General features: G+C 74.2%; 16 protein-coding genes. 12 read left to right on the top strand and 4 right to left on the bottom strand.

The features are described 5' to 3' along the window. The first annotated feature begins 142 nt into the window (after positions 1-142). The 12 genes from ACIGO8_RS00265 to ACIGO8_RS00210 all read left to right on the top strand — a co-directional run bounded on the left by ACIGO8_RS00265 (position 143) and on the right by ACIGO8_RS00210 (position 18,247). Positions 143-2,764 carry an ATP/GTP-binding protein gene (locus ACIGO8_RS00265; protein WP_399722175.1) on the top strand — a complete coding sequence of 874 codons (2,622 nt, stop codon included), beginning with the start codon at positions 143-145 and terminating at the stop codon, positions 2,762-2,764. Between the two features lie 159 nt (positions 2,765-2,923). After that, a complete protein-coding gene (locus ACIGO8_RS00260; protein WP_399722173.1) occupies positions 2,924-4,513 on the top strand; it encodes a PucR family transcriptional regulator in 1,590 nt (529 codons plus the stop codon). Positions 4,514-4,795: 282 nt separating this feature from the next. Then, the gene (locus ACIGO8_RS00255) at positions 4,796-5,746 is read left to right on the top strand and encodes an EamA family transporter (RefSeq protein ID WP_399722171.1); all 951 of its coding nucleotides are present in this window, start codon (positions 4,796-4,798) and stop codon (positions 5,744-5,746) included. 192 nt (positions 5,747-5,938) lie between these two features. Then, positions 5,939-7,384: an aldehyde dehydrogenase family protein gene (locus ACIGO8_RS00250; RefSeq protein WP_399722170.1), complete on the top strand. Its 1,446-nt coding sequence runs from the start codon at positions 5,939-5,941 to the stop codon at positions 7,382-7,384. Positions 7,385-7,631: 247 nt separating this feature from the next. Then, positions 7,632-9,560: an acyl-CoA dehydrogenase family protein gene (locus ACIGO8_RS00245; RefSeq protein ID WP_399722168.1), complete on the top strand. Its 1,929-nt coding sequence runs from the start codon at positions 7,632-7,634 to the stop codon at positions 9,558-9,560. 260 nt (positions 9,561-9,820) lie between these two features. After that, positions 9,821-11,068, top strand: coding sequence for a 3-phosphoshikimate 1-carboxyvinyltransferase (gene aroA / locus ACIGO8_RS00240; RefSeq protein WP_399722167.1), 1,248 nt, complete (start codon positions 9,821-9,823; stop codon positions 11,066-11,068). Positions 11,069-11,102: 34 nt separating this feature from the next. Continuing rightward, complete coding sequence (gene dxr / locus ACIGO8_RS00235; protein WP_399722165.1) at positions 11,103-12,353, top strand: 1-deoxy-D-xylulose-5-phosphate reductoisomerase; 1,251 nt, start codon at positions 11,103-11,105, stop codon at positions 12,351-12,353. Further along, positions 12,350-13,654 (top strand): M50 family metallopeptidase, encoded by a 1,305-nt coding sequence (locus ACIGO8_RS00230; protein WP_399722163.1) that lies wholly within the window; start codon positions 12,350-12,352, stop codon positions 13,652-13,654. The genes dxr and ACIGO8_RS00230 overlap by 4 nt, the downstream gene beginning before the upstream one ends. A gap of 124 nt (positions 13,655-13,778) precedes the next feature. After that, entirely contained in the window at positions 13,779-14,936 is a 1,158-nt protein-coding gene (gene ispG, locus ACIGO8_RS00225; protein ID WP_399722161.1) for a flavodoxin-dependent (E)-4-hydroxy-3-methylbut-2-enyl-diphosphate synthase, read from the top strand. A 124-nt stretch (positions 14,937-15,060) separates the two neighbouring features. After that, positions 15,061-15,906 carry a GNAT family N-acetyltransferase gene (locus tag ACIGO8_RS00220; RefSeq protein ID WP_399722160.1) on the top strand — a complete coding sequence of 282 codons (846 nt, stop codon included), beginning with the start codon at positions 15,061-15,063 and terminating at the stop codon, positions 15,904-15,906. Positions 15,907-15,927: 21 nt separating this feature from the next. Beyond that, positions 15,928-16,476 carry a GNAT family N-acetyltransferase gene (locus ACIGO8_RS00215; protein ID WP_399722158.1) on the top strand — a complete coding sequence of 183 codons (549 nt, stop codon included), beginning with the start codon at positions 15,928-15,930 and terminating at the stop codon, positions 16,474-16,476. Between the two features lie 70 nt (positions 16,477-16,546). Further along, on the top strand, positions 16,547-18,247 hold the full coding sequence (locus ACIGO8_RS00210) for a proline--tRNA ligase (protein WP_399722157.1): 1,701 nt from the start codon (positions 16,547-16,549) through the stop codon (positions 18,245-18,247). 437 nt (positions 18,248-18,684) lie between these two features. Here the strand turns inward: ACIGO8_RS00210 and ACIGO8_RS00205 are convergent, their stop codons facing one another. Genes ACIGO8_RS00205 through ACIGO8_RS00190 form a run of 4 tightly spaced genes read right to left on the bottom strand, consistent with a single transcriptional unit; the run spans position 18,685 to position 21,544 of the window. After that, positions 18,685-19,602 (bottom strand): slipin family protein, encoded by a 918-nt coding sequence (locus ACIGO8_RS00205; protein WP_399722155.1) that lies wholly within the window; start codon positions 19,600-19,602, stop codon positions 18,685-18,687. A gap of 58 nt (positions 19,603-19,660) precedes the next feature. Then, on the bottom strand, positions 19,661-20,545 hold the full coding sequence (locus ACIGO8_RS00200; RefSeq protein ID WP_399722153.1) for an aminoglycoside phosphotransferase family protein: 885 nt from the start codon (positions 20,543-20,545) through the stop codon (positions 19,661-19,663). 37 nt (positions 20,546-20,582) lie between these two features. After that, entirely contained in the window at positions 20,583-20,999 is a 417-nt protein-coding gene (locus ACIGO8_RS00195) for a ferritin-like domain-containing protein (RefSeq protein WP_399722151.1), read from the bottom strand. Continuing rightward, complete coding sequence (locus ACIGO8_RS00190; protein ID WP_399722150.1) at positions 20,996-21,544, bottom strand: hypothetical protein; 549 nt, start codon at positions 21,542-21,544, stop codon at positions 20,996-20,998. Before ACIGO8_RS00190 ends, ACIGO8_RS00195 begins: the two co-directional genes overlap by 4 nt. Between the last annotated feature and the right edge of the window lie 17 nt (positions 21,545-21,561).

Genomic DNA, 21,561 nt, shown 5'->3' with positions numbered 1-21,561 from the left:
GAGATGGACATGGCGGGTGGTTTTCCGCACCTCGACGGCCATGACCCGTACGGGTGGCCGAATCCCCTCCCGGGCGGCCCGGGCCCACTAGATTGACGGTGGCACAGTGGTGGCGACCTGGCTGGTCAGGGGGCAGGGGTTCATGGAGAGCGACGGCACGTACGAGTCGGGCGACACCTCCGGTGGGGGGCCGGCGTCTCCCGCGAAGGGGCGCCCGTCGCCGGTCCCGCGCCCCGCGGCGCCGCCCGGCGAAGGCCCGCACCGCGAGCAGCGGCCGTCCGCGTCCGCGTCCCCGTCCCGCGACCTGCCGCCGGTGCCGCCGGTGCCGCCCGTGCCCGCGGTGCCGCCGGTGCCCGCCGTGCCGCTGGTGCCGCCCGCTCCGGCGTACGGGCCGGGGCAGGGCCCCGGGCAGGGGCCGGGCTCCGCGAAGGAGCACGGATCAGGGGCCGGGGACGCGCCGGGCCGCGCGCCCGCGCAGACGGTACGGGCCGTGAGCCCCGTCGCGGAGTGGCTGGACGCGCCGCGGCCCGACGACGCTGGCCTCGGCGTCTGGCGCCTGCGGCACACCCCGCCGCCGCCCGACGGGCCCTCCCGCATGGCGCCCGTGACCGTCCTCGGCATGCTGATCCCGCTCGCCGTCGGGCTCCTCCTCTGGTCGGCCTGGCGCAGCGGCGTCTTCCCCTACAAGGACGCCCTGCTGCGGCTGCTCACCCCGGCCGACTGGTGGTACTACTCCTTCACCACCTCCCCGAAGGACTGGCGCGGCTACGCGGCCCACCAGGTCTTCAACGGACTGTTCTTCGTCGCCCTCGTGTGCGCGATCGGCTTCCTCGGCTCCTGGGGCCGGATCACCCGCCACTACCTCGGCCGCTTCCGCCCGCCCGTCCGCGCCGCCCTCGCCGCCGTGATGGCGCTGGCCGCGCTCGCCCTCGTCTGGCCCGAGGCCTTCGGCCTCGGCTGGGACCCGCTGCCTCTCGTGTCCACCGTGCTCTCGCTGGTCGCCCTGCTCACCGGCGGATACGAGGTCTTCAGCTCGCCCTTCGTCGTCTACACCCTCTACGCGCTGGTCACGGCCCTCGTCGTCTGGCCCTTCGCCCGGGTCGGCGACTGGCGTGGCCTCCTCCGCGCCGTCCGCACGGCCCGGCCCGCCGCCGCCTCCGATCCCGCCGTTCCCGCCGCGCCCGTCGTGCCCCGCTCCCGGTGGCCACGGCTGCGCGAGGCCGGCGAGCCCGGCGCGGCCGACGTGCTGACCGCCGAGGTGGCCGGCGGGCGCATGAACGACGTCGACGTCGCGCGGGTGCGCCGCTCCTGGGACGACACCGAGCGCGACGCCGTGCGCCGCGCCGCCCTCGTCCGCGCGCTCCTCACGGAAGGCGGCGCCGCCGGCACGCATCCCTCCGGCGCCCGCGACCTGCCCGGCCGCGCCGCCACCCACGACCTGCTCCTCGGCCAGGTCCGCGTCGGCCGCTACACGGCCGCCGAACGCACGCCCCGCCCGTACCACGGCGCCGGCGTCGCGCTCGATCCCGGACTCCTCGGCACCTCCCTGCTCGCCGTCGGCCCGTCCGGCTCCGGCAAGAGCCGCCTCCTCGTCGCGCCGGTCACCGAGTCGCTCACCCTCCAGGCCCTCGCCGGCGTCTGCTCCGTCGTCGCCGTCGGCGCGGCCGGGGCGCCGCTCGGGCCGGCCGAGGCGTACGACGTCGTGATCCGGCTCGGCGACCCGGCCTCCCCGCACGACCTCGACCTCTACGCCGGAGCCGGCGACCCGGACGAGGCCGCGGCCTTCCTCGCCGAAGGACTCGTCGGCGACATGGCGGGCGTCGAGACCCGGCGCGCCGCCACCGTCCTCGCCCAGCTCATCGGCCCCTACCGCGCCGCGCACGGCCGCTTCCCGACCGTGCCCGTCCTGCGCGAGCTGCTCGAGTCCCGGCCCGAGACGCTGCGGGCCCTGCTCGACCTGCTGCCCGAGGACGCGGCGCCGGCCATGCGCCGCGAGCTGGACTCGCGGATCCGGCAGGTCGGCACCGCCACCGACCTCGGACCCGTGCTCGCCGACCGGCTCGCCGCGCTGGACCGGCCGGTCTTCGCCGACTTCTTCGGCGGCGGCGGTGACGAGGCGCGGCCGTTCTCGCTGCGGGCCGTCGCCCAGCACCCCGTACGGGTCCGGATCAGCCTGCCCGAAGGCGCCCACGAGGAGGCGTCCCGCCTGCTCAACCGGCTGCTGCTCGCCCAGTTCCAGAGCGTGGTCCGCGACCGGTCCACGGCCGCCCGCGGGCACTTCGCCTGCCTCGTGCTGGACGACGCGGCGGGCGCGCTCACGCCCGGCACCGTACGGGCCCTGCAGCGGCTGCGCCCGCAGAACGCGGGCGTCGTCCTCGCGCTGCGCACCCTCGCCGAGGTGCCGGAGGCACTGCACGGGCCGCTCCTGGCGGTCGTCGGCTGCCGGATGGCCTTCGCCGGCATCCCCACCTGGGACGGCCGGGCCTTCGCGGAGGCGTGGGGCACCGAACGGGTGGAGACGAAGGAGGTGGCCCACCACACCGTCTTCGCCGACCAGCCGATGACCCGGGCCTTCCACGCCCTGCGCAAGCTGGTCACGGGCAAGGCGGTCACCACCGAGGCGGTCACCGTCCGCGAGGTCGAACGCGCCCGCTGGTCGCCCTCCGACCTCGCCCACGCCGTCCCGCCCGGCCACGCCGTCCTCTCCCTCACCCACGTCGGCGGCGAGCACACCCCGCCGCTCCTGGTGGACCTGCGCGGCTGAGCACACGGCCGCGCGGCGGCCGCGGGACGGCGTCGACCTGCGCGGCCGCCGCCCGGCTGCCAGGCTGGGGGTGAGCCCCGGAAGGGGCTGGCACAATCGGGGGACGCGGCGCCCGACGGGCGGCGCACCTCCCCTCCCCTTAAGGTCCGACGGTCCCCAATGCCGCCCACCCTCGCCTCGCTCGTCCAGCACTCGGCGCTCAAACTCACCGTCCGCGCCGGTGAGGACCGCCTCGACACTCCCGTGCGCTGGGCGCACGTCAGCGAGCTCGCCGACCCCGTCCCGTACATGGAGGGCGGCGAGCTGCTGCTCACCACCGCGCTCACGCTCGACGCCGAGGACCCCGAGGCGATGGGGCGCTACGTGCGGCGGCTGCTCGGCGCCGGCGTCGTCGGCCTCGGATTCGCCGTCGGCGTCAACTACGACGACATCCCGGCGGCGCTGCTCGACGCCGCCCGCGAGGAGCACCTGCCGCTCCTCGCCGTGCCCCGCCGCACGCCGTTCCTCGCCATCAGCAAGGCCGTGTCGGCGGCCATCGCCGCCGACCAGTACCGCGCCGTCACCGCCGGCTTCGAGGCGCAGCGCGAGCTCACCAGGGCCGCGCTGGCCGAGGGCCCGGACGCGGTCGTCGCGCGCCTCGCCGCGCACGTCGACGGCTGGGCCGCGCTGTACGACACCTCCGGCACCGTCCTCGCCGTCTCGCCCGACTGGGCGGCGCGCCGGGCCGCCCGGCTCACGCCCGACGTGGAGCGGCTGCGGGAGCGGCCCGCGCCCGCCAGCGCCGTCGTCGGCGGCACCGACGACCGGGTCGAGCTGCAGTCGCTCGGCACCGGGCGGCGGGTGCGCGGCGCGCTCGCCGTCGGCACCGGGGCACCGCTCGGCACGGCCGAGCGGTACGCCGTGCACTCCGCCATCGCCCTGCTCACCCTCACCACCGAACGCTCCCGCTCGCTCCAGGCCGCCGAGCAGCGCCTCGGCGCCGCGGTGCTGCGGATGCTGCTCGCCGGGCAGCCGGACCACGCCCGCGCGGTGGCGGGCGACCTGTACGGCGGGCTGCTCGACGCGCCCTTCCGGCTGCTCATCGCCGAGCCGGTGCCGGCCGCCGCCGAGGCGAACGACGGCGAGACGCCGCTCGCGGCGCTGGCCGAGAACCTGGAGGCGGCCGCCGCCCGGGCCGGCGAGTCGGTGCTCACCGTGCCCGAGGGCCCGGAGGGCGGCGAACGGCTCGTCGTCCTCGCCGGCGACGGGGGCGCGGTGGTCACCGCCTGCGAGGCGTACACGACGAGGGAGGCCGAGGAGGCCGGGCTCGTGGTGGGGCTCTCCGCCCCGACCGGGCCGATCGCCGCGGCCGCCGCCTACAAGCAGGCCGAGCAGGCGCTGTCGGTGGCCCGGCGGCGCGGCCGGGCGCTGGTCGAGCACGAGGAGCTGGCGGCCGGCTCCGTCCTGCCGCTCCTCGCCGACGACGCCGTACGCGCCTTCGCCGACGGCCTGCTCCGCGCCCTGTACGAGCACGACGCCACCGGCCGCGGCGACCTGGTGGCCTCCCTGCGAGCCTGGCTCTCCCGCCACGGCCAGTGGGACGCCGCCGCCGCCGACCTGGGCGTCCACCGCCACACGCTGCGCTACCGGATGCGCCGCGTCGAGGAGATCCTCGGCCGCTCCCTCGACGACCCGGACGTCCGCATGGAGCTCTGGCTCGCCCTCAAGACCACCGCCGGACCCACCGCGCCGGCCTCCACCACCGACTGACCTCTCAGGGGCCGCTCGCGTCTCGCGCGCGCCCGCGTCTCGCGCGCGCCCGCGTCTCGCGCGCGCTCGGGTCCGGCGCGCCCGGCCCCTCGACCGCCCGGCCGTTCGGCCGCACGGGTTCGGCGCGCTCGGGCCCCACGCGCCCGGCGCGCCCGGCCGCCCGCGCCCGACGCGCTCGGGGAGCGGGTGTGCGGGCGCCGGTGACGCCCCTCGGTGCCGATCCTGCCCGATCGCGGGCAGGATTCTTGGCCCCGGCACCTATCCCTGCCTACGCTCCTGAGCATGACAACCCCCGCCGTCGATTCGGCCTCCGCCGTCCAGCCGCCCGCGCCCGCCTCCGAGAACCGGCGCATTCCCGTCGCCGTATGGGCGGCGCTCGCGATCGTGTACGTCGTGTGGGGATCCACGTACCTCGGCATCCGGATCGTCGTCGAGACGCTGCCGCCGTTCCTCTCCGCCGGCGTCCGCTTCGTCACCGCCGGCCTCGCCCTCGCCGCGCTCATCGCCTGGCGCCAGGGACCGTCGGCCCTCAAGGTCAGCGGGAAGCAGCTCGCCTCCGCCGCCGTCGTCGGCCTGATGCTGCTGCTCGGCGGCAACGGCCTCGTCGTGCTCGCCGAGACCTCGATCCCCTCCGGGCTCGCCGCGCTGCTCATCGCCGTCGTCCCGGCCTGGGTCGTCATCCTCAAGGCCGCCTTCGGCGAGCGGCCCAGCCTCGGCGGCGTCCTCGGCGTGCTGCTCGGCCTCGGCGGGCTCGCGGTGCTCACGCTGCCCGGCTTCAGCGGCGACGTCGCCGTGGGCGGCGTGGTCCTGGTGGTCGTCGGCACCCTGCTCTGGTCGGCGGGATCCTTCTCGTCCTCCCGCATCCCGATGCCCGCGAACCCCTTCACCGCCAGCGTGTACGAGATGCTCGCCGGCGGCGTCGGCTGTCTCGGCCTCGGCCTGGTCCGCGGCGAACAGCACGGCCTCGACCTCGCCGCCGTCTCCGGCCGCTCCTGGGCCGCCCTCGCGTATCTGATCGTCTTCGGCTCGCTGCTCGCCTTCACCGCGTACGCCTGGCTCCTGCAGTCCGCGCCGATCTCGCTCGTCGCGACCTACGCGTACGTCAATCCCGTCATCGCCGTCGGCCTCGGCGCCCTGATCCTGAACGAGGCCCTGAGCTGGCCGATCGTCCTCGGCGGCGCGATCGTCGTGGCCGGCGTGTGCCTGATCGTCTCGACGGAACGGCGCGGATGACGCCCGTGGACGTGCGCGGTCCCGGGCAGGGACCACGCACGACCACGGTCCGCTTCGGCCAAAGCGGACAGAAGGCCCCGGGCACCACTCCACCACGGACAAGCCACGCGCCGCCCGCTTCGCCCTAACGTGGCACAAGAGCGCGAGGGCACCCCCTCGCGACCACCCCGAAACGGAAAGGGCCGGTACGCAATGACGACCACCCACGCCTTCTGGCTCGCCGGCCGCGAGGCCACCGGCGAGGCCACCTTCGACGTCACGAACTCGTACGACGGACGTCTGGTCGGCAAGGTCAGCGTGCCCACCGAGGCCCAGGTCGAGGAGGCCGTCGCGGCCGCCCACGCCGTCGTCGACGAGTTCGCCGCCACCCCGGCGCACGTCCGCGCCGCCGCCCTCGACCACGTGTCGAAGCGGCTCGCCGAGCGCTCCGAGGAGATCGCCCAGCTGATCTCCGCCGAGAACGGCAAGCCGATCAAGTGGGCCCGCGGCGAGGTCGGCCGTGCCGTGTCCGTGTTCCGTTTCGCCGCCGAGGAGGCGCGCCGCTTCAACGGCGGCGAGGCCCAGCGCCTCGACACCGAGGCCGGCGGCGCGGGCCGCCTGGCGCTCACCCGCCGCTTCCCGAAGGGCGTCGTGCTCGGCATCGCGCCGTTCAACTTCCCGCTGAACCTCAGCGCCCACAAGGTCGCCCCGGCCCTCGCCGTCGGCGCCCCGATCATCCTCAAGCCGGCCCCGTCGACCCCGATCTCCTCCCTGGTCCTGGGCGAGATCCTGGCCGAGACCGACCTGCCGGCCGGCTCCTGGTCGATCCTGACCGTGCCGAACGACCGCATGCCCGCCCTCGTCCAGGACGAGCGCCTCCCGGTCATCTCCTTCACCGGCTCCGACACGGTCGGCTACGCCATCCAGCAGTCCGTGCCGCACAAGCACTGCACCCTGGAGCTCGGCGGCAACGCCGCCGCCGTCGTCCTGCCCGACTGGTCCTCCGAGGCCGACCTGGACTGGGCGGCGAGCCGCATCGCCACCTTCTCCAACTACCAGGGCGGCCAGTCCTGCATCTCCGTGCAGCGCGTGATCGCGGACGCCTCCGTCTACGACCGCCTGCTGCCGAAGATCGTCGCGGCCGTCGAGGCCCAGGTCACCGGCGACCCGGCGGACGACGCCACCGACGTCGGCCCGCTCGTCGACGAGAACGCCGCCAAGCGCGTCGAGTCCTGGGTGGACGAGGCCGTCGCGGCCGGCGCCAAGCTGCTCGCCGGCGGCAAGCGCGAGGGCGCCAGCTACGCCCCGACCGTCCTCACCGAGCTCCCGGCCGGTGTCACCCTGGCCCGCGCCGAGGTCTTCGGCCCGGTCCTGACCGTCACCAAGGTCGACGGCGAGGCCGAGGCGTTCGCCGCGGTCAACGACTCCGACTTCGGCCTCCAGGCCGGTGTCTTCACCCACGACGTGCAGGCCGCCTTCCGCGCCCACCGCGCCCTCGAGGTCGGCGGCGTGATCGTCGGCGACGTCCCCTCGTACCGCGCCGACCAGATGCCGTACGGCGGCGCCAAGCGCTCCGGCGTCGGCCGCGAGGGCGTCAAGTACGCGATGGACGACTACACCTACGAGCGGGTCCTGGTCCTCACGGGCCTGGCGCTGTAAGGCGCGACCCCTCCCACCCGTACGGACCACACGTCCGTACCGCAGGACCGACGGCCGGAGCCCACTGTGCGGGGGCTCCGGCCGTCTTCCGTCTCCCGCCGCCTGACCGCCCGCCAGATCGCCCTGTGCGGGGCCGCGGACCCCGCGCGTCACTCCTTCCGCTCCGCCCGTCTTTCCCCACCCGTGGATATCGGGTACGACGGACGAGTAGCCACAAGGCTCCCGACGAGCGGCAGGTGAGCTCCTCATGTCCGCACCCACCCAGCGGCCGCCCAAGGTCACCGAACGCGAGGCCCGGCAGGTCGCCGAGGCGGCCCGCCAGCAGGACTGGCACAAGCCGAGCTTCGCCAAGGAACTCTTCCTCGGCCGTTTCCGGCTCGACCTCATCCATCCGCATCCCATGCCCGCCGACGAGGACGTACGGCGCGGCGAGGCCTTCCTCGCCAAACTGCGCACGTTCTGCGAACAGCACGTGGACGGCGCCCGCATCGAACGCGAGGCCCGCATCCCCGACGAGACCGTCACCGGCCTCAAGGAACTCGGCGCCTTCGGCATGAAGATCGACCCGAAGTACGGCGGCCTCGGCCTCACCCAGCTGTACTACAACCGGGCCCTCGCGCTCGTCGGCTCGGTCAGCCCCGCGCTCGGCGCGCTGCTCTCCGCCCACCAGTCGATCGGCGTCCCGCAGCCGCTGAAGATCTTCGGCACCCAGGAGCAGAAGGACGCCTTCCTGCCCCGGCTCGCCCGCAGCGACATCTCCGCCTTCCTGCTCACCGAGCCCGACGTGGGCTCCGACCCGGCCCGGCTCGCCACCACCGCCGTGCCCGACGGCGACGACGCCTACGTCCTCGACGGCGTGAAGCTGTGGACCACCAACGGCGTCGTCGCCGACCTCCTCGTCGTCATGGCCCGTGTGCCCGCGTCCGAGGGCCACCGGGGCGGCATCACCGCCTTCGTCGTCGAGGGCGACTCGCCCGGCATCACCGTCGAGCACCGCAACGCCTTCATGGGCCTGCGCGGCCTGGAGAACGGCGTCACCCGCTTCCACCAGGTGCGGGTCCCGGCCGCGAACCGCATCGGCCCCGAGGGCGCCGGCCTCAAGATCGCCCTCACCACCCTCAACACCGGCCGGCTCTCGCTGCCCGCCGCCTGCGCGGGCGCCGGCAAGTGGTGCCTGAAGATCGCCCGCGAGTGGGCCGCCGAACGCGAGCAGTGGGGCAAGCCGGTCGCCCGGCACGAGGCCGTCGGCACCAAGATCTCCTTCATTGCCGCCACCGCCTTCGCCCTGGAGGCCGTCGTCGACCTCGCCTCCCAGATGGCCGACGAGGACCGCAACGACATCCGCATCGAGGCCGCGCTCGCCAAGCTGTACGGCTCCGAGATGTCCTGGCGGATGGCCGACGAACTGGTCCAGATCCGCGGCGGCCGCGGCTACGAGACCGCCGCCTCGCTCGCCGCCCGCGGCGAACGCGCCGTCCCCGCCGAGCAGCTGCTGCGGGACCTGCGGATCAACCGGATCTTCGAGGGCTCCACCGAGATCATGCACCTGCTGATCGCCCGCGAGGCCGTCGACGCCCACCTCGCCGTCGCCGGCGACATCATCGACCCCGACAAGGCCCTCGCCGACAAGGCGAAGGCGGGCGCCCGGGCCGGCGGCTTCTACGCCCGCTGGCTGCCGAAGCTCGTCACCGGTCAGGGCCAACTGCCGGGCTCGTACGGTGAGTTCGGCGAGCTCGCGACCCATCTGCGCTATGTCGAGCGCACCTCACGCAAGCTGGCCCGCTCCACCTTCTACGCGATGTCCCGCTGGCAGGCGAAGATGGAGCTCAAGCAGGCGTTCCTCGGCCGGATCGTCGACATCGGCGCCGAGCTGTTCGCGATGAGCGCGGTCTGCGTCCGGGCCGAACACCTGGGCGCGACCGGCGAGCACGGCCGCGAGGCCCGGCAGCTCGCGGACGCGTTCTGCCGCCAGTCCAGGCTGCGGATCGCCGAGCTCTTCGGCCGCCTGTGGGCCAACACCGACGACCTCGACCGCAAGGTCGTGGACGCGGTCCTGGCGGGCTCGTACACCTGGCTGGAGGAGGGCATCCTCGACCCGAGCGACGACGGCCCCTGGATCGCCGAAGCCGCCCCGGGCCCGTCGACCCGGCCGAACGTCCACCGGAAGATCCCCTAGCCAGGCCCGCCAGGTCGTATCCGGTCCGCCAGGCCCGCCAGGTCGGTCCGGCCCGTCCGGCCCCTCCGGCCCCTCCGGCCCGCCAGGCCCGTCCGGCCCCCTCCGGCGCCTCCCGGCCCGTCCGCCGCACCCGCGGCCACGGCGGTTACGGGAGGCGTCGTCCCGCCCGCCCCCGCGGCCACGGCGGCCGCGGGAGGCAGCGCCGTCCACCAGGCGGAACGCGCCGCGACCGCCGCCCGCGGCACGGCAGGATGGCGGCCGTGACCGTCATCGACATCCCCGGCTCCAAGTCCGTCACCGCCCGCGCCCTCTTCCTCGCCGCCGCCGCCGAAGGCACCACCACCCTCCTGCGGCCGCTGCGCTCCGACGACACCGAGGGCTTCGCCGAAGGACTCAAGGCCCTCGGCTACGTCGTACGGCAGGAGCCGGACGCCTGGCACGTCGAGGGCCGGCCCGGCGGACCCGGCGCCGACGAGGCCGACGTCTACTGCCGGGACGGCGCCACCACCGCGCGCTTCCTGCCCGCCCTCGCCGCCGCCGGCCACGGCACCTTCCGCTTCGACGCCTCCGCGCAGATGCGCCGCCGCCCGCTCGGCCCGCTCACCACCGCGCTGCGCGAGCTCGGCGTCCGGCTGGAGCACGGCGAGCGCGAGGGCCACCACCCGCTCACCGTCACCGGACGCGGCATCAAGGGCGGCGCGATCCGGCTCGACGCGGGCCAGTCGTCCCAGTACCTGACCGCCCTGCTGATGCTCGGCCCGCTCACCGCCGAGGGCCTCGCGATCACCGTCACGGACCTGGTCTCCGAGCCGTACGTGGAGATCACCCTCGCGATGATGCGGAGCTTCGGCGCCGAGGTCACCCGTGAGGACGGTCCCGAGGGCCGCACGTACACGATCGCGCCCACCGGCTACCGGGCCACCACCTACGCCGTCGAGCCCGACGCCTCGACCGCCAGTTACTTCTTCGCCGCCGCGGCCCTGACTCCCGGCGCCGCCGTCACCGTCCCCGGCCTCGGCACCGGCGCCCTCCAGGGCGACCTCGCCTTCGTCGACGTCCTGCGCCGCATGGGCGCCGACGTGACCGTCACGGCCGACCGGACCACCGTCCGCTCCACCGGCGTCCTGCGCGGCCTCACCGTCGCCATGCGCGACATCTCCGACACCATGCCGACGCTCGCCGCGATCGCGCCCTTCGCCGACGGGCCGGTCCGCATCGAGGACGTCGCCAACACCCGGGTCAAGGAGTGCGACCGGCTCGACGCCTGCGCCGAGAACCTGCGCCGCCTCGGCGTCCCCGTCGCCACCGGGCCCGACTGGATCGAGATCCGGCCCGGCACCCCGGCCGGCCCCGCCGAGATCGCCACGCACGGCGACCACCGCATCGTGATGTCCTTCGCGGTCACCGCCCTGCGCACGCCCGGCGTCACCTTCGACGACCCCGGCTGCGTACGCAAGACCTTCCCCGACTTCCACCGGGTTTTCGCGGCCTTCGCCCGGGGGCTGTGAAGGGCGCCCGGTCTTTGCGGCGAGAATGGGGGGCATGAGCGACCGCCCCTCTCCTCTCGCCGACCCGCACATCGCCTTCGACGTGTCCGAAGGCCGCCGGGACATCGTCGTCCTCGGCTCCACCGGGTCCATCGGCACCCAGGCCATCGACCTGGTCCTGCGCCACCCCGACCGGTTCCGGGTCACCGCCCTCGCCGCCTCCGGCGGCCGCATCGGGCTGCTCGCCGAGCAGGCGCACCGGCTGCGGGTGGGCGCGGTCGCCGTCGCCCGCGAGGAGGCGCTGCCCGAGCTGCGCGAGGCGCTGACGGCGCTGTACGGCTCCGAGCCGCTGCCCGAGCTGCTCGCCGGCCCCGACGCGGCCACCCAGCTCGCCGCCTCGCCGTGCCACACCGTCCTCAACGGCATCACCGGCTCCATCGGCCTCGCGCCCACTCTCGCCGCCCTGGAGGCCGGCCGGACCCTCGCGCTCGCCAACAAGGAGTCGCTGATCGTCGGCGGCCCGCTGGTCAAGGCGCTCGCCAAGCCCGGCCAGATCATCCCGGTCGACTCCGAGCACGCCGCCCTCTTCCAGGCGCTCGCCGCCGGCACCCGCGCCGACGTCCGCAAGCTGGTCGTCACCGCCTCCGGCGGCCCCTTCCGCGGCCGGACCCGGGCCGAGCTGGAGGGCGTCACCCGCGAGGACGCGCTCGCGCATCCCACCTGGGCCATGGGCCCGGTCATCACGGTCAACAGCGCGACCCTGGTCAACAAGGGCCTGGAGGTGATCGAGGCCCACCTGCTCTACGACATCCCCTTCGACCGGATCGAGGTCGTCGTCCACCCGCAGTCGTACGTCCACTCCATGGTCGAGTTCACCGACGGCTCCACGCTCGCCCAGGCCACCCCGCCCGACATGCGCGGCCCGATCGCCATCGGCATCGGCTGGCCCGAGCGGGTCCCGGACGCGGCTCCCGCCTTCGACTGGTCCAAGGCCTCCACCTGGGAGTTCTTCCCGCTCGACGACGAGGCCTTCCCGTCCGTCGGCCTGGCCCGGCACGTCGGCGGCCTCGGCGGCACCGCGCCCGCCGTCTTCAACGCCGCCAACGAGGAGTGCGTGGACGCCTTCCTCGCCGGAAGGCTGCCGTTCAACGGAATCATGGATACGGTCACCGCAGTCGTCACCGAGCACGGCACTCCCGTCACGGGAACCTCGCTCACGGTGTCGGACGTCCTGGAAGCGGAGACCTGGGCCAGGGCCCGGGCCCGGGAACTCGCGGCGAAGGCAATCGCGGAGGCGCGCGCATGACCGTACTTCTGACAGTCCTCGGCATCGTCCTGTTCGCCGTCGGGCTGCTCATCTCCATCGCCTGGCACGAGCTCGGCCACCTGTCGACGGCCAAGCTCTTCGGCATCCGTGTGCCCCAGTACATGGTCGGCTTCGGCCCCACCGTCTGGTCACGCAGGAAGGGCGAGACGGAGTACGGCATCAAGGCCATCCCGGCCGGCGGCTACATCCGCATGATCGGCATGTTCCCGCCGGGCAAGGACGGCCGGATCGAGGCCCGCTCCACCTCGCCGTGGCGGTCCATGATCGAGGACGCCCGCGAGGCCTCCTTCGAGGAGCTCCAGCCCGGCGACGAGGACCGGCTCTTCTACACGCGCAAGCCGTGGAAGCGCGTCATCGTCATGTTCGCCGGCCCCTTCATGAACCTGGTGCTCGCCGTCGTGCTGTTCTTCGGCAGCGCCATGGCCATCGGCTTCGAGACCCAGACGACCAAGGTCGCCGGCGTCCAGAAGTGCGTCATCGCGGCCGACAGCAAGCGCGAGAAGTGCCAGGCCGGCGACCCGGTCTCACCCGCGTACGCCGCCGGGCTGAAGGCCGGCGACAAGATCGTCGCCTTCAACGGCACCCCGGTCGCCGACTGGAACACGCTCTCCGACCACATCCGCGACACCATCGGCCCCGCCACCGTGACCGTCGAGCGCGGCGGACAGCGCCTCGACCTCCACCCCACCCTCATCAAGAACGAGGTCTACAAGAAGGACGCCGACGGCCGGCTCGTCCAGCCGCTGCAGACCGTGCCCGCCGGCTACCTCGGCTTCGCCTCCAAGTCCGAGGTGCTGCCGCTCACCTTCGGCCAGTCCGCGGACCGGATGACCGAACAGATGAAGGCCGGCGTCGAGTCCGTCCTCGCCCTGCCCGGCAAGATCCCCGACCTGTGGAACGCCGCCTTCGGCGACGGCGAGCGCAAGAAGGACTCGCCCGTCGGCGTCGTCGGCGCCGCCCGCCTCAGCGGCGAGCTGATGACCCTGGACGCGCCGCCCCAGACGATCCTCGTCTGGTTCATGAACCTGCTGGTCATGTTCAACGTGTCGCTGTTCCTGTTCAACATGCTCCCGCTGCTCCCGCTCGACGGCGGCCACATCGCCGGCGCCCTGTGGGAGTCGGTCCGCCGCCACGTCGCCCGCGTCTTCAAGCGGCCCGACCCGGGCCCGTTCGACGTGGCCAAGCTGATGCCGGCCGCGTACGTGGTGGCGGGCGTCTTCGTCTGCTTCACCCTGCTCGTCCTCGTCGCCGACATCGTCAACCCGGTGAAGCTGACCTAGGCCGCGTCCGACACGACCTGGCGACCCGTGGCCGGACACCCCCGCGGTGTCCGGCCGCCCGCCCGCGGGGCGGTAATCTCGAAGACCTGAGCCCGATGAACCACACCTTGGGGTTGTACAGCTGATGACCGCGATCTCTCTCGGTATCCCGACCGTTCCGACCAAGCTCGCCGAACGGCGCAAGAGCCGTCAGATCCAGGTCGGATCGGTGGCCGTCGGCGGCGACGCCCCCGTGTCGGTGCAGTCGATGACCACCACCCGCACCTCCGACATCGGCGCCACGCTCCAGCAGATCGCCGAGCTCACCGCCTCCGGCTGCCAGATCGTGCGCGTGGCCTGCCCCACCCAGGACGACGCCGACGCCCTCGCCACCATCGCGAAGAAGTCGCAGATCCCGGTCATCGCCGACATCCACTTCCAGCCGAAGTACGTCTTCGCCGCCATCGACGCCGGCTGCGCCGCGGTCCGCGTCAACCCGGGCAACATCAAGCAGTTCGACGACAAGGTCAAGGAGATCGCCCGGGCGGCCTCCGCGGCCGGCACCCCGATCCGTATCGGCGTCAACGCCGGCTCGCTCGACGCCCGCCTCCTCGCCAAGTACGGCAAGGCCACGCCCGAGGCCCTCGTCGAGTCCGCCCTGTGGGAGGCGTCCCTCTTCGAGGAGCACGGCTTCCACGACATCAAGATCTCGGTCAAGCACAACGACCCAGTCGTGATGGTCAACGCCTACCGCCAGCTCGCCGCCCAGTGCGACTACCCGCTGCACCTCGGCGTCACCGAGGCCGGCCCCGCCTTCCAGGGCACCATCAAGTCCGCCGTCGCCTTCGGCGCCCTGCTCTCCGAGGGCATCGGCGACACCATCCGGGTCTCCCTCTCCGCCCCGCCGGCCGAGGAGATCAAGGTCGGCATCCAGATCCTCGAGTCGCTGAACCTGCGCCAGCGCCGCCTGGAGATCGTCTCCTGCCCGTCCTGCGGCCGCGCCCAGGTCGACGTCTACAAGCTCGCCGAGGAGGTCACCGCCGGCCTGGAGGGCATGGAGGTCCCGCTGCGCGTCGCCGTCATGGGCTGCGTCGTCAACGGCCCCGGCGAGGCCCGCGAGGCCGACCTCGGCGTCGCCTCCGGCAACGGCAAGGGCCAGATCTTCGTCAAGGGCGAGGTCATCAAGACCGTCCCCGAGTCGAAGATCGTCGAGACCCTCATCGAGGAGGCGATGAAGATCGCCGAGCAGATGGAGAAGGACGGCGTCATGTCCGGCGAGCCGACGGTCTCCGTCGCCGGCTGATCCGCGCCCCGCACCACGACAGGCCCCTCCACCCGCACGGGAGGAGGGGCCTTCGCACACCCCCGCGCCGGCGGGAACGGGGGTAAAGTGCCAAGACCAGCAGAACCGTACGGTGAGGCCCCACGTGTTGACGCAATCATCGACGCGGGTCCTCGAACCCGCGGACCTCGGCGCCGCGCTCGCCGTCCTCGACAGCGCACCCGTCGAGAACGCCTTCGTCACCGCCCGCGTCCAGATCGCCGGGCTCGACCCGTGGCGACTGGGCGGCGAGATGTGGGGCTGGTACCAGGACGGACACCTCACCTCGCTGTGCTACTCCGGCGCCAACCTCGTCCCCATCTGCGCCACCCCCGAGGCCGTCCGCGCCTTCGCCGACCGGGCCCGCCGGGTCGGCCGCCGCTGCTCCTCCATCGTCGGCCCCGCCGAACCCACCGCCCGGCTCTGGCAGCTCCTCGAACCCAGCTGGGGCCCCGCCCGCGACGTCCGCGCCCGGCAGCCGCTGATGGTCGCCGAAGCGCCCTCCGACACCGTCGAGGCCGACCCGCTGGTGCGCCGGGTCCGCAAGGACGAGATGGAGGTGATCATGCCCGCCTGCGTGGCCATGTTCACCGAGGAGGTCGGCGTCTCCCCGACGGCCGGCGACGGCGGACTGCTCTACCAGGCCCGCGTCGCCGAACTCGTCGGCACCGGCCGCTCCTTCGCCCGCATCGAGGACGGCAAGGTCGTCTTCAAGGCCGAGATCGGCGCCGCCACCCGCCAGGCCTGCCAGATCCAGGGCGTCTGGGTCGCCCCCGAACACCGCGGCAAGGGCCTCTCCGAGACCGGCATGGCCGCCGTCCTGCGCTACGCGCTCGCCGAGATCGCCCCCGTCGTCAGCCTCTACGTCAACGACTACAACGCTCCCGCGCGCGCCGCCTACCGCCGCGTCGGCTTCCAGGAGGTCGGCGCCTTCATGAGCGTGCTGTTCTGACCGGCTTGTAGGGTGCGGCGCATGGATGACACCGAGGTCGTGATCGCACCGGTCAATCTCGCCGCCAAGGTCGACGAGGCACTCGCCGTGCAGGCCGTCGCCTTCGGCCTGGACGAGGCCGAGATCGCCGTACGCCGCCACATCGTGCTGCGCCACCTCCTCAGCCCGGGCGCCCTCGCGTACGGCGCCATGACGCCCGACGGACGGCTCGTCGGCTTCGTCTACGGCATGCCCAACGACCGCTCCCACTGGTGGTCCACCATCGTCGAGCCCTATCTGCGCGCCACCGGCAGCGAGGGCTGGCTCGACGGCTCCTTCGTCATCACCGAGCTCCACGTCCACCCCGCCCACCAGGGCAAGGGCCTGGGCCGCGGCCTCATCACCACCATCACCGACCGCTCCGGCCTGGCCCGCTCCATCCTGTCCGCCATCGACACCGAGAGCCCCGCCCGCGGCCTCTACCGCTCGCTCGGCTACACCGACCTCGCCCGGCAGGTCCTCTTCCCCAGCGCGCCCCGCCCGTACGCGGTCATGGGCGCCCCGCTCCCGCTGTCCCGACGGGAGAACTGATTTCACCGACCCGGGCCCGCCCGGCTAACCTCCATGCCATCACCGATTACCCGGCAGGAGTACGAGAACCATGGCCAACGCACCGGTCCAGCGCATGTCCCAGTTGATGGCGAAGACGCTGCGCGACGACCCGGCGGACGCCGAGGTCCTCAGCCACAAGCTCCTCGTCCGCGCCGGCTACGTCCGCCGCACCGCCGCCGGCATCTGGAGCTGGCTGCCCCTGGGCAAGAAGGTCCTCGCCAACGTCGAGCGGATCGTCCGCGAGGAGATGGACGCCATCGGCGCCCAGGAGGTCTCCCTGCCGGCCCTGCTGCCCCGCGAGCCCTACGAGGCGACCGGCCGCTGGGACGAGTACGGCGCCGAGCTCTTCCGCCTCCACGACCGCAAGGGCGGCGACTACCTCCTCGGCCCCACCCACGAGGAGATCTTCACCCTCCTGGTCAAGGACCAGTGCTCGTCCTACAAGGACCTGCCGGTCACCCTCTACCAGATCCAGACGAAGTTCCGCGACGAGGCCCGCCCGCGGGCCGGCATCCTGCGCGGCCGCGAGTTCCTCATGAAGGACTCGTACTCCTTCGACCTGGAGGACGAGGGCCTCGCCCACTCCTACGCCCTGCACCGCGCCGCCTACCAGCGCGTCTTCGAGCGGCTCGGCCTCGACTACCGCATCTGCGCCGCCACCGCCGGCGCGATGGGCGGCTCCAAGTCCGAGGAGTTCCTCGCCCCGGCCGAGGCCGGCGAGGACACCTTCGCCGACTGCCCGAACTGCGACTTCGCCGCGAACACCGAGGCGATCTCCTACGAGCTGAAGGCGGTGGACGGCTCCGCCGTCCCGGCCGCCGAGGAGATCCCCACGCCCGACACGCCCACCATCGAGACCCTCGCCGCCTCCCTCGGCGTGCCGGCCTCCGCCACGCTGAAGAACCTCCTCGTGAAGGTCGACGGCGAGATCGTCGCCGTGGGCGTGCCCGGCGACCGCGAGGTCGACATGGACAAGGTGGAGGCGCACTTCGCCCCCGCGACCGTCGAGATGGTCACCGAGACGGACTTCGCCGAGCGCCACGACCTGGTACGCGGCTACGTCGGCCCGCAGGGCCTCGACAAGGTCACCTACATCGCCGACCCGCGCGTCGCGCCCGGCACGGCCTGGATCACCGGCGCCAACAAGGAGGGCACGCACACGAAGAACGTCGTCGCGGGCCGCGACTTCGAGGTCGACGCGTACGTGGACGTCGTCGTGGTGCAGGAGGGCGACCCGTGCCCCAAGTGCGGCACCGGCCTGAAGCTGGACCGCGCCATCGAGATCGGCCACATCTTCCAGCTGGGCCGCAAGTACGCCGACGCGCTGAAGCTCGACGTCCTCGGCCAGAACGGCAAGCCGGTCCGCGTCACCATGGGCTCGTACGGCATCGGCGTCTCCCGCGCGGTGGCGGCCCTGGCCGAGCAGACCGCCGACGACAAGGGCCTGTGCTGGCCCGCCGAGGTCGCCCCGGCCGACGTCCACGTGGTCGCCGCCGGCAAGGCCCTCCAGACCGAGCTGGCCCTCGAGGTCTCCGACAAGCTGTCCGCGGCGGGCCTGCGCGTCCTCGTCGACGACCGCGCCGGCGTCTCGCCGGGCGTCAAGTTCACCGACTCCGAGCTCATGGGCGTCCCGAAGATCCTGGTGGCGGGCCGTCGGGCGGCCGAGGGTGTCGTCGAACTGAAGGACCGCCGGACGGGTGAGCGCGAAGAACTCACCGTCGCCGAGGCCCTCACCCGCCTCACCGCCTGACCCGTTCCCCCGGTGCCGGCCCACCCAGTGGGCTAACGCCCCGCTGGGCCTGCGCCCCCCGCAGGGGCGGCGCCCGGCCCGCCACCCCCCGTTGTGGGCATTCGTTCCGCTGGGGCGGAACGGGTGGGCACAACGGACGGCGCCCTTTGCCGGGCCTAGGCTCCCGGGCCTTGACCCGCACCCGGAGTGCGGCGTGCTGGTGGTGCGGGTTCAGGCGCAGGTGCGGAAAGCGCCCGCAAGGGCGCCGTCCCGTGTGCCCACCCGTCCCGCCCCAGCGGGACGAATGCCCACACGGAGGTGGGCCGGGGCGCCGCGCAAGCGGGCGCAGCCCGCACGGGGCGGGGGCGAAGGCCCCGGAGGGTGGGCACCGCCCCAGCGGGACGAATGCCCGCACGGAGGTGGACCAGAGGCGCCGCGCGGGCGGGGCGGCGGGGGCGTCAGCCGCCGTTTTCGTGGGGGGCGGGTTCCACGGAGGTGCCGGTGAGGTCCTCGATCGCGTCCTGGGCATCCGCCCGGCCCGCCAGATACGCGTCGCCCAGCGGCGGCACCACCGGCGCCGGCGTCTGCGCGTGCGGATGCGCGTGCGGGTGCTGCTCCGGCGCCGCCCGCTCCAGGAAGCGCAGCAGCTCCACCGGGATCGGCAGCACCAGCGTCGAGTTCTTCTCGGCCGCGACGGCCATCACCGTCTGCAGCAGCCGCAGCTGCAACGCCGACGGCGTGTCCGCCATCTGCCGCGCCGCCTCCGCCAGCTTCTTCGACGCCTGCAGCTCCGCGTCCGCGTTGATGAGCCGCGCCCGCCGCTCCCGGTCGGCCTCCGCCTGCCGGGCCATGGACCGTTTCATCGTCTCCGGCAGCGAGACGTCCTTGATCTCCACCCGGTCGATCTGCACGCCCCACCCGATCGCCGGCGAGTCCAGCATCAGTTCGAGGCCCTGGTTGAGCTTCTCCCGGTTCGACAGGAGGTCGTCGAGGTCGCTCTTGCCGATGATGGACCGCAGCGAGGTCTGCGCCATCTGCGAGACCGCGAACTTGTAGTCCTCCACGCTCACCAGCGCCTCGGCCGCGTCGACCACCTTGAAGTAGACGACCGCGTCGACCCGGACCGTCACGTTGTCGCGGGTGATGCCCTCCTGGGCCGGCACGGGCATGGTGACGATCTGCATGTTCACCTTGTGGAGGCGCTCCACGCCGGGGACGATCATGGTGAATCCGGGCTTGCGGACCTCGCCGCGCAGCCGCCCGAAGCGGAACACCACGCCGCGTTCGTACTGCTTGACCACCCGCGCCGCCGCGCCCGCGTACACGGCCGTCGCCGCGGCCGCGCCGGCGGCGGCCATCAACAGCTCCTGGATCATCACGGCCCCCTAGCGGTCGAGCCGAGCCGAGCGTTACAGGTACAGCAAGGGTATTCCCCTACAGCCAGCCCGCGAACTCGAGCAGCAGCTCCGCGTCCGCCCGCCGGCCCGCCGTCAGCGCCCGGGTGCCGGACTCGACGGCGCGGAAGAGCGTCCAGCCGCGCAGCCGCTCCCGGTCGACCTCCAGGGAGTCGGCCAGCTTGTTGACCCGGCGCCGGGCGGCCGACGCGCCGGCCGAGGCCGCGACCAGGTCCTCGACCCGGTCCCGTACGAGCCGCGCCAGGTCGTAGGCCCGCTCGCCGACCAGCGCCTCGGGGCCGACCGCGAGCCAGGGCGTCCGGTCGCCGGCCAGGACCTTGCCCTGCCGGAAGTTGCCGTGCAGCAGAAACGTCTCGTCGCTCCCTGCGACCAGTTCCTCGCGGGCGGCGAGCGCCGCGCCGACCAGCTCGCGCAGCTCCTCGTCACCGCCGTACGCGGCCATGCCCTCCGCCTGGCGCGCCGTGCGCTCGGCGACCGACTCGAAACCGTGCCCGGCGGCCGGCTCCACCCACAGCCGCCGCACGGTCCCGGCGGCCTCCAGCAAGGCCTTCGCCTCGGGCAGGGACCGCAGCGACACCTCCGGATGCAGCCGCTCCAGGAGCAGCGCGCCCTCCTCGGTCTCACCGAGGAGCCGGGCCGCGCCCCAGCCGTTCCAGTGCGCGAGCGCGTCCCGCTCCAGGTCCGGCCGGGCGAACGGCGGGGCGATCTTCACGACGGCGTCCGGGACGAGGACGACGAGGCTGCTGCGGCCACCGGGGGCCATGACCCGCTCGGCGGCGAGACCGGCGTGCTCCAGGGTGTCCCGGGCGAGCGCCGGCAGCTTTCCGAGCCACTCGGCCGCCGCGGCGTCCCCGTACGTCTCGCCGAGCGCCCGCACCAGTCGCTGCGGCGGTTCGAAACCCATGCGTGCCTTGTTTCCCTCGGTCGGCGGAAGAGACGGCCTAGGCCCGTTCGGCGAGCCCAGGAAAGGTTACGTCGCTGCCGCGCCAGCGGACCGCCCGCACCGCCGCCTCGCGCAGCGCCGCCGCCGCGTCCCGGCGCAGCGGCCCGTCGGCGGAGCGGACCAGGTCGGAGTAGACGCCCGCGACCCGGTCCTCCAGGACGGCGGCCAGCCGCTCGGCGGCGGCCCGGTCGGGCACGGCGAAGGGCAGCCGGTAGCCGGCGGCCGCGGCGACCGGCTCGCCGCCGAGGTCCCGCACGGTGCGGCGCAGCGCGTCGCGGCGGGCCCGGTGGGCCTCGTAGGCGGCGGTGGCCTCGGCGCGCCGGGCGCCGTCGAGGCGGGCGCCGACGACCCCGTAGCCGTACACGGCGGCGTGCTCGGCGGCCAGCGCCGCCTGGGCCGCGTCGAGCGCGGTCATGCCCGGTCCCCTTCGGTCGGAGCGGTGAGCAGATAGGCGTGCACCGCGCCGGAGGCGGCGACGGAGGCGAGCAGCCGGGCGTACTCGGGCGGGGCGGTCAGCAGCGCGGCCGTGTGGCGGTCGGCGGTGGCCCGTACGGCGCCGGCGAGGTCCTTCAGCGCGGCGGCGGGATCGGCCGGCACCCGGACGAGGGCGAGCGAGCGGGTGGGCGAGGGCGAGGCCGGGCCGGAGGGGCCCGGCGCCGGGGCCGTACCGCCCTCGCCCAGCGCCTTCACGTGCGCCGCGACCGACGCCCGCAGCGGCGCGAGCCGGGCCGCCAGCGCCGGATGGCCGTCGATGACCGCGTCGTAGCGCACCAGCAGGTCACGGCTGGTGGTCGCGGAGCGGCTGCGCAGGGCCGCCTCCGCGGCGGCCGCCCGTTCGGCGGCGGTCGGCTTCCTCGGGCCCTCGGTCCCGTCGGACGCGCAGCCCGCGAGCGTCACGGCCGCGCCCGCCGCGCCCGCCGCCCCCGCCGTCAGGAGCGCGCGTCTGCCCACTGTCGTCACGCTTCGCCTCCCTCGCC

It is taken from the genome of Streptomyces sp. NPDC053493, from assembly GCF_044544825.1.
Classification (GTDB): domain Bacteria; phylum Actinomycetota; class Actinomycetes; order Streptomycetales; family Streptomycetaceae; genus Streptomyces.
The sequence above is the reverse complement of the archived record's forward strand: the minus strand, read 5'-3'. Positions and strand labels throughout refer to the sequence as shown.

Coding starts and splice junctions, on each gene's coding strand:
- ACIGO8_RS00245 (WP_399722168.1), top strand. CDS start 7,632: ATGTCCGCACCCACCCAGCGGCCGCCCAAGGTCACCGAACGCGAGGCC.
- ACIGO8_RS00205 (WP_399722155.1), bottom strand. CDS start 19,602: ATGATCCAGGAGCTGTTGATGGCCGCCGCCGGCGCGGCCGCGGCGACG.
- ACIGO8_RS00215 (WP_399722158.1), top strand. CDS start 15,928: ATGGATGACACCGAGGTCGTGATCGCACCGGTCAATCTCGCCGCCAAG.
- ACIGO8_RS00250 (WP_399722170.1), top strand. CDS start 5,939: ATGACGACCACCCACGCCTTCTGGCTCGCCGGCCGCGAGGCCACCGGC.
- ACIGO8_RS00265 (WP_399722175.1), top strand. CDS start 143: ATGGAGAGCGACGGCACGTACGAGTCGGGCGACACCTCCGGTGGGGGG.
- ACIGO8_RS00230 (WP_399722163.1), top strand. CDS start 12,350: ATGACCGTACTTCTGACAGTCCTCGGCATCGTCCTGTTCGCCGTCGGG.
- ACIGO8_RS00195 (WP_399722151.1), bottom strand. CDS start 20,999: ATGACCGCGCTCGACGCGGCCCAGGCGGCGCTGGCCGCCGAGCACGCC.
- ACIGO8_RS00260 (WP_399722173.1), top strand. CDS start 2,924: ATGCCGCCCACCCTCGCCTCGCTCGTCCAGCACTCGGCGCTCAAACTC.
- ACIGO8_RS00200 (WP_399722153.1), bottom strand. CDS start 20,545: ATGGGTTTCGAACCGCCGCAGCGACTGGTGCGGGCGCTCGGCGAGACG.
- dxr (WP_399722165.1), top strand. CDS start 11,103: ATGAGCGACCGCCCCTCTCCTCTCGCCGACCCGCACATCGCCTTCGAC.
- ACIGO8_RS00210 (WP_399722157.1), top strand. CDS start 16,547: ATGGCCAACGCACCGGTCCAGCGCATGTCCCAGTTGATGGCGAAGACG.
- ispG (WP_399722161.1), top strand. CDS start 13,779: ATGACCGCGATCTCTCTCGGTATCCCGACCGTTCCGACCAAGCTCGCC.
- ACIGO8_RS00255 (WP_399722171.1), top strand. CDS start 4,796: ATGACAACCCCCGCCGTCGATTCGGCCTCCGCCGTCCAGCCGCCCGCG.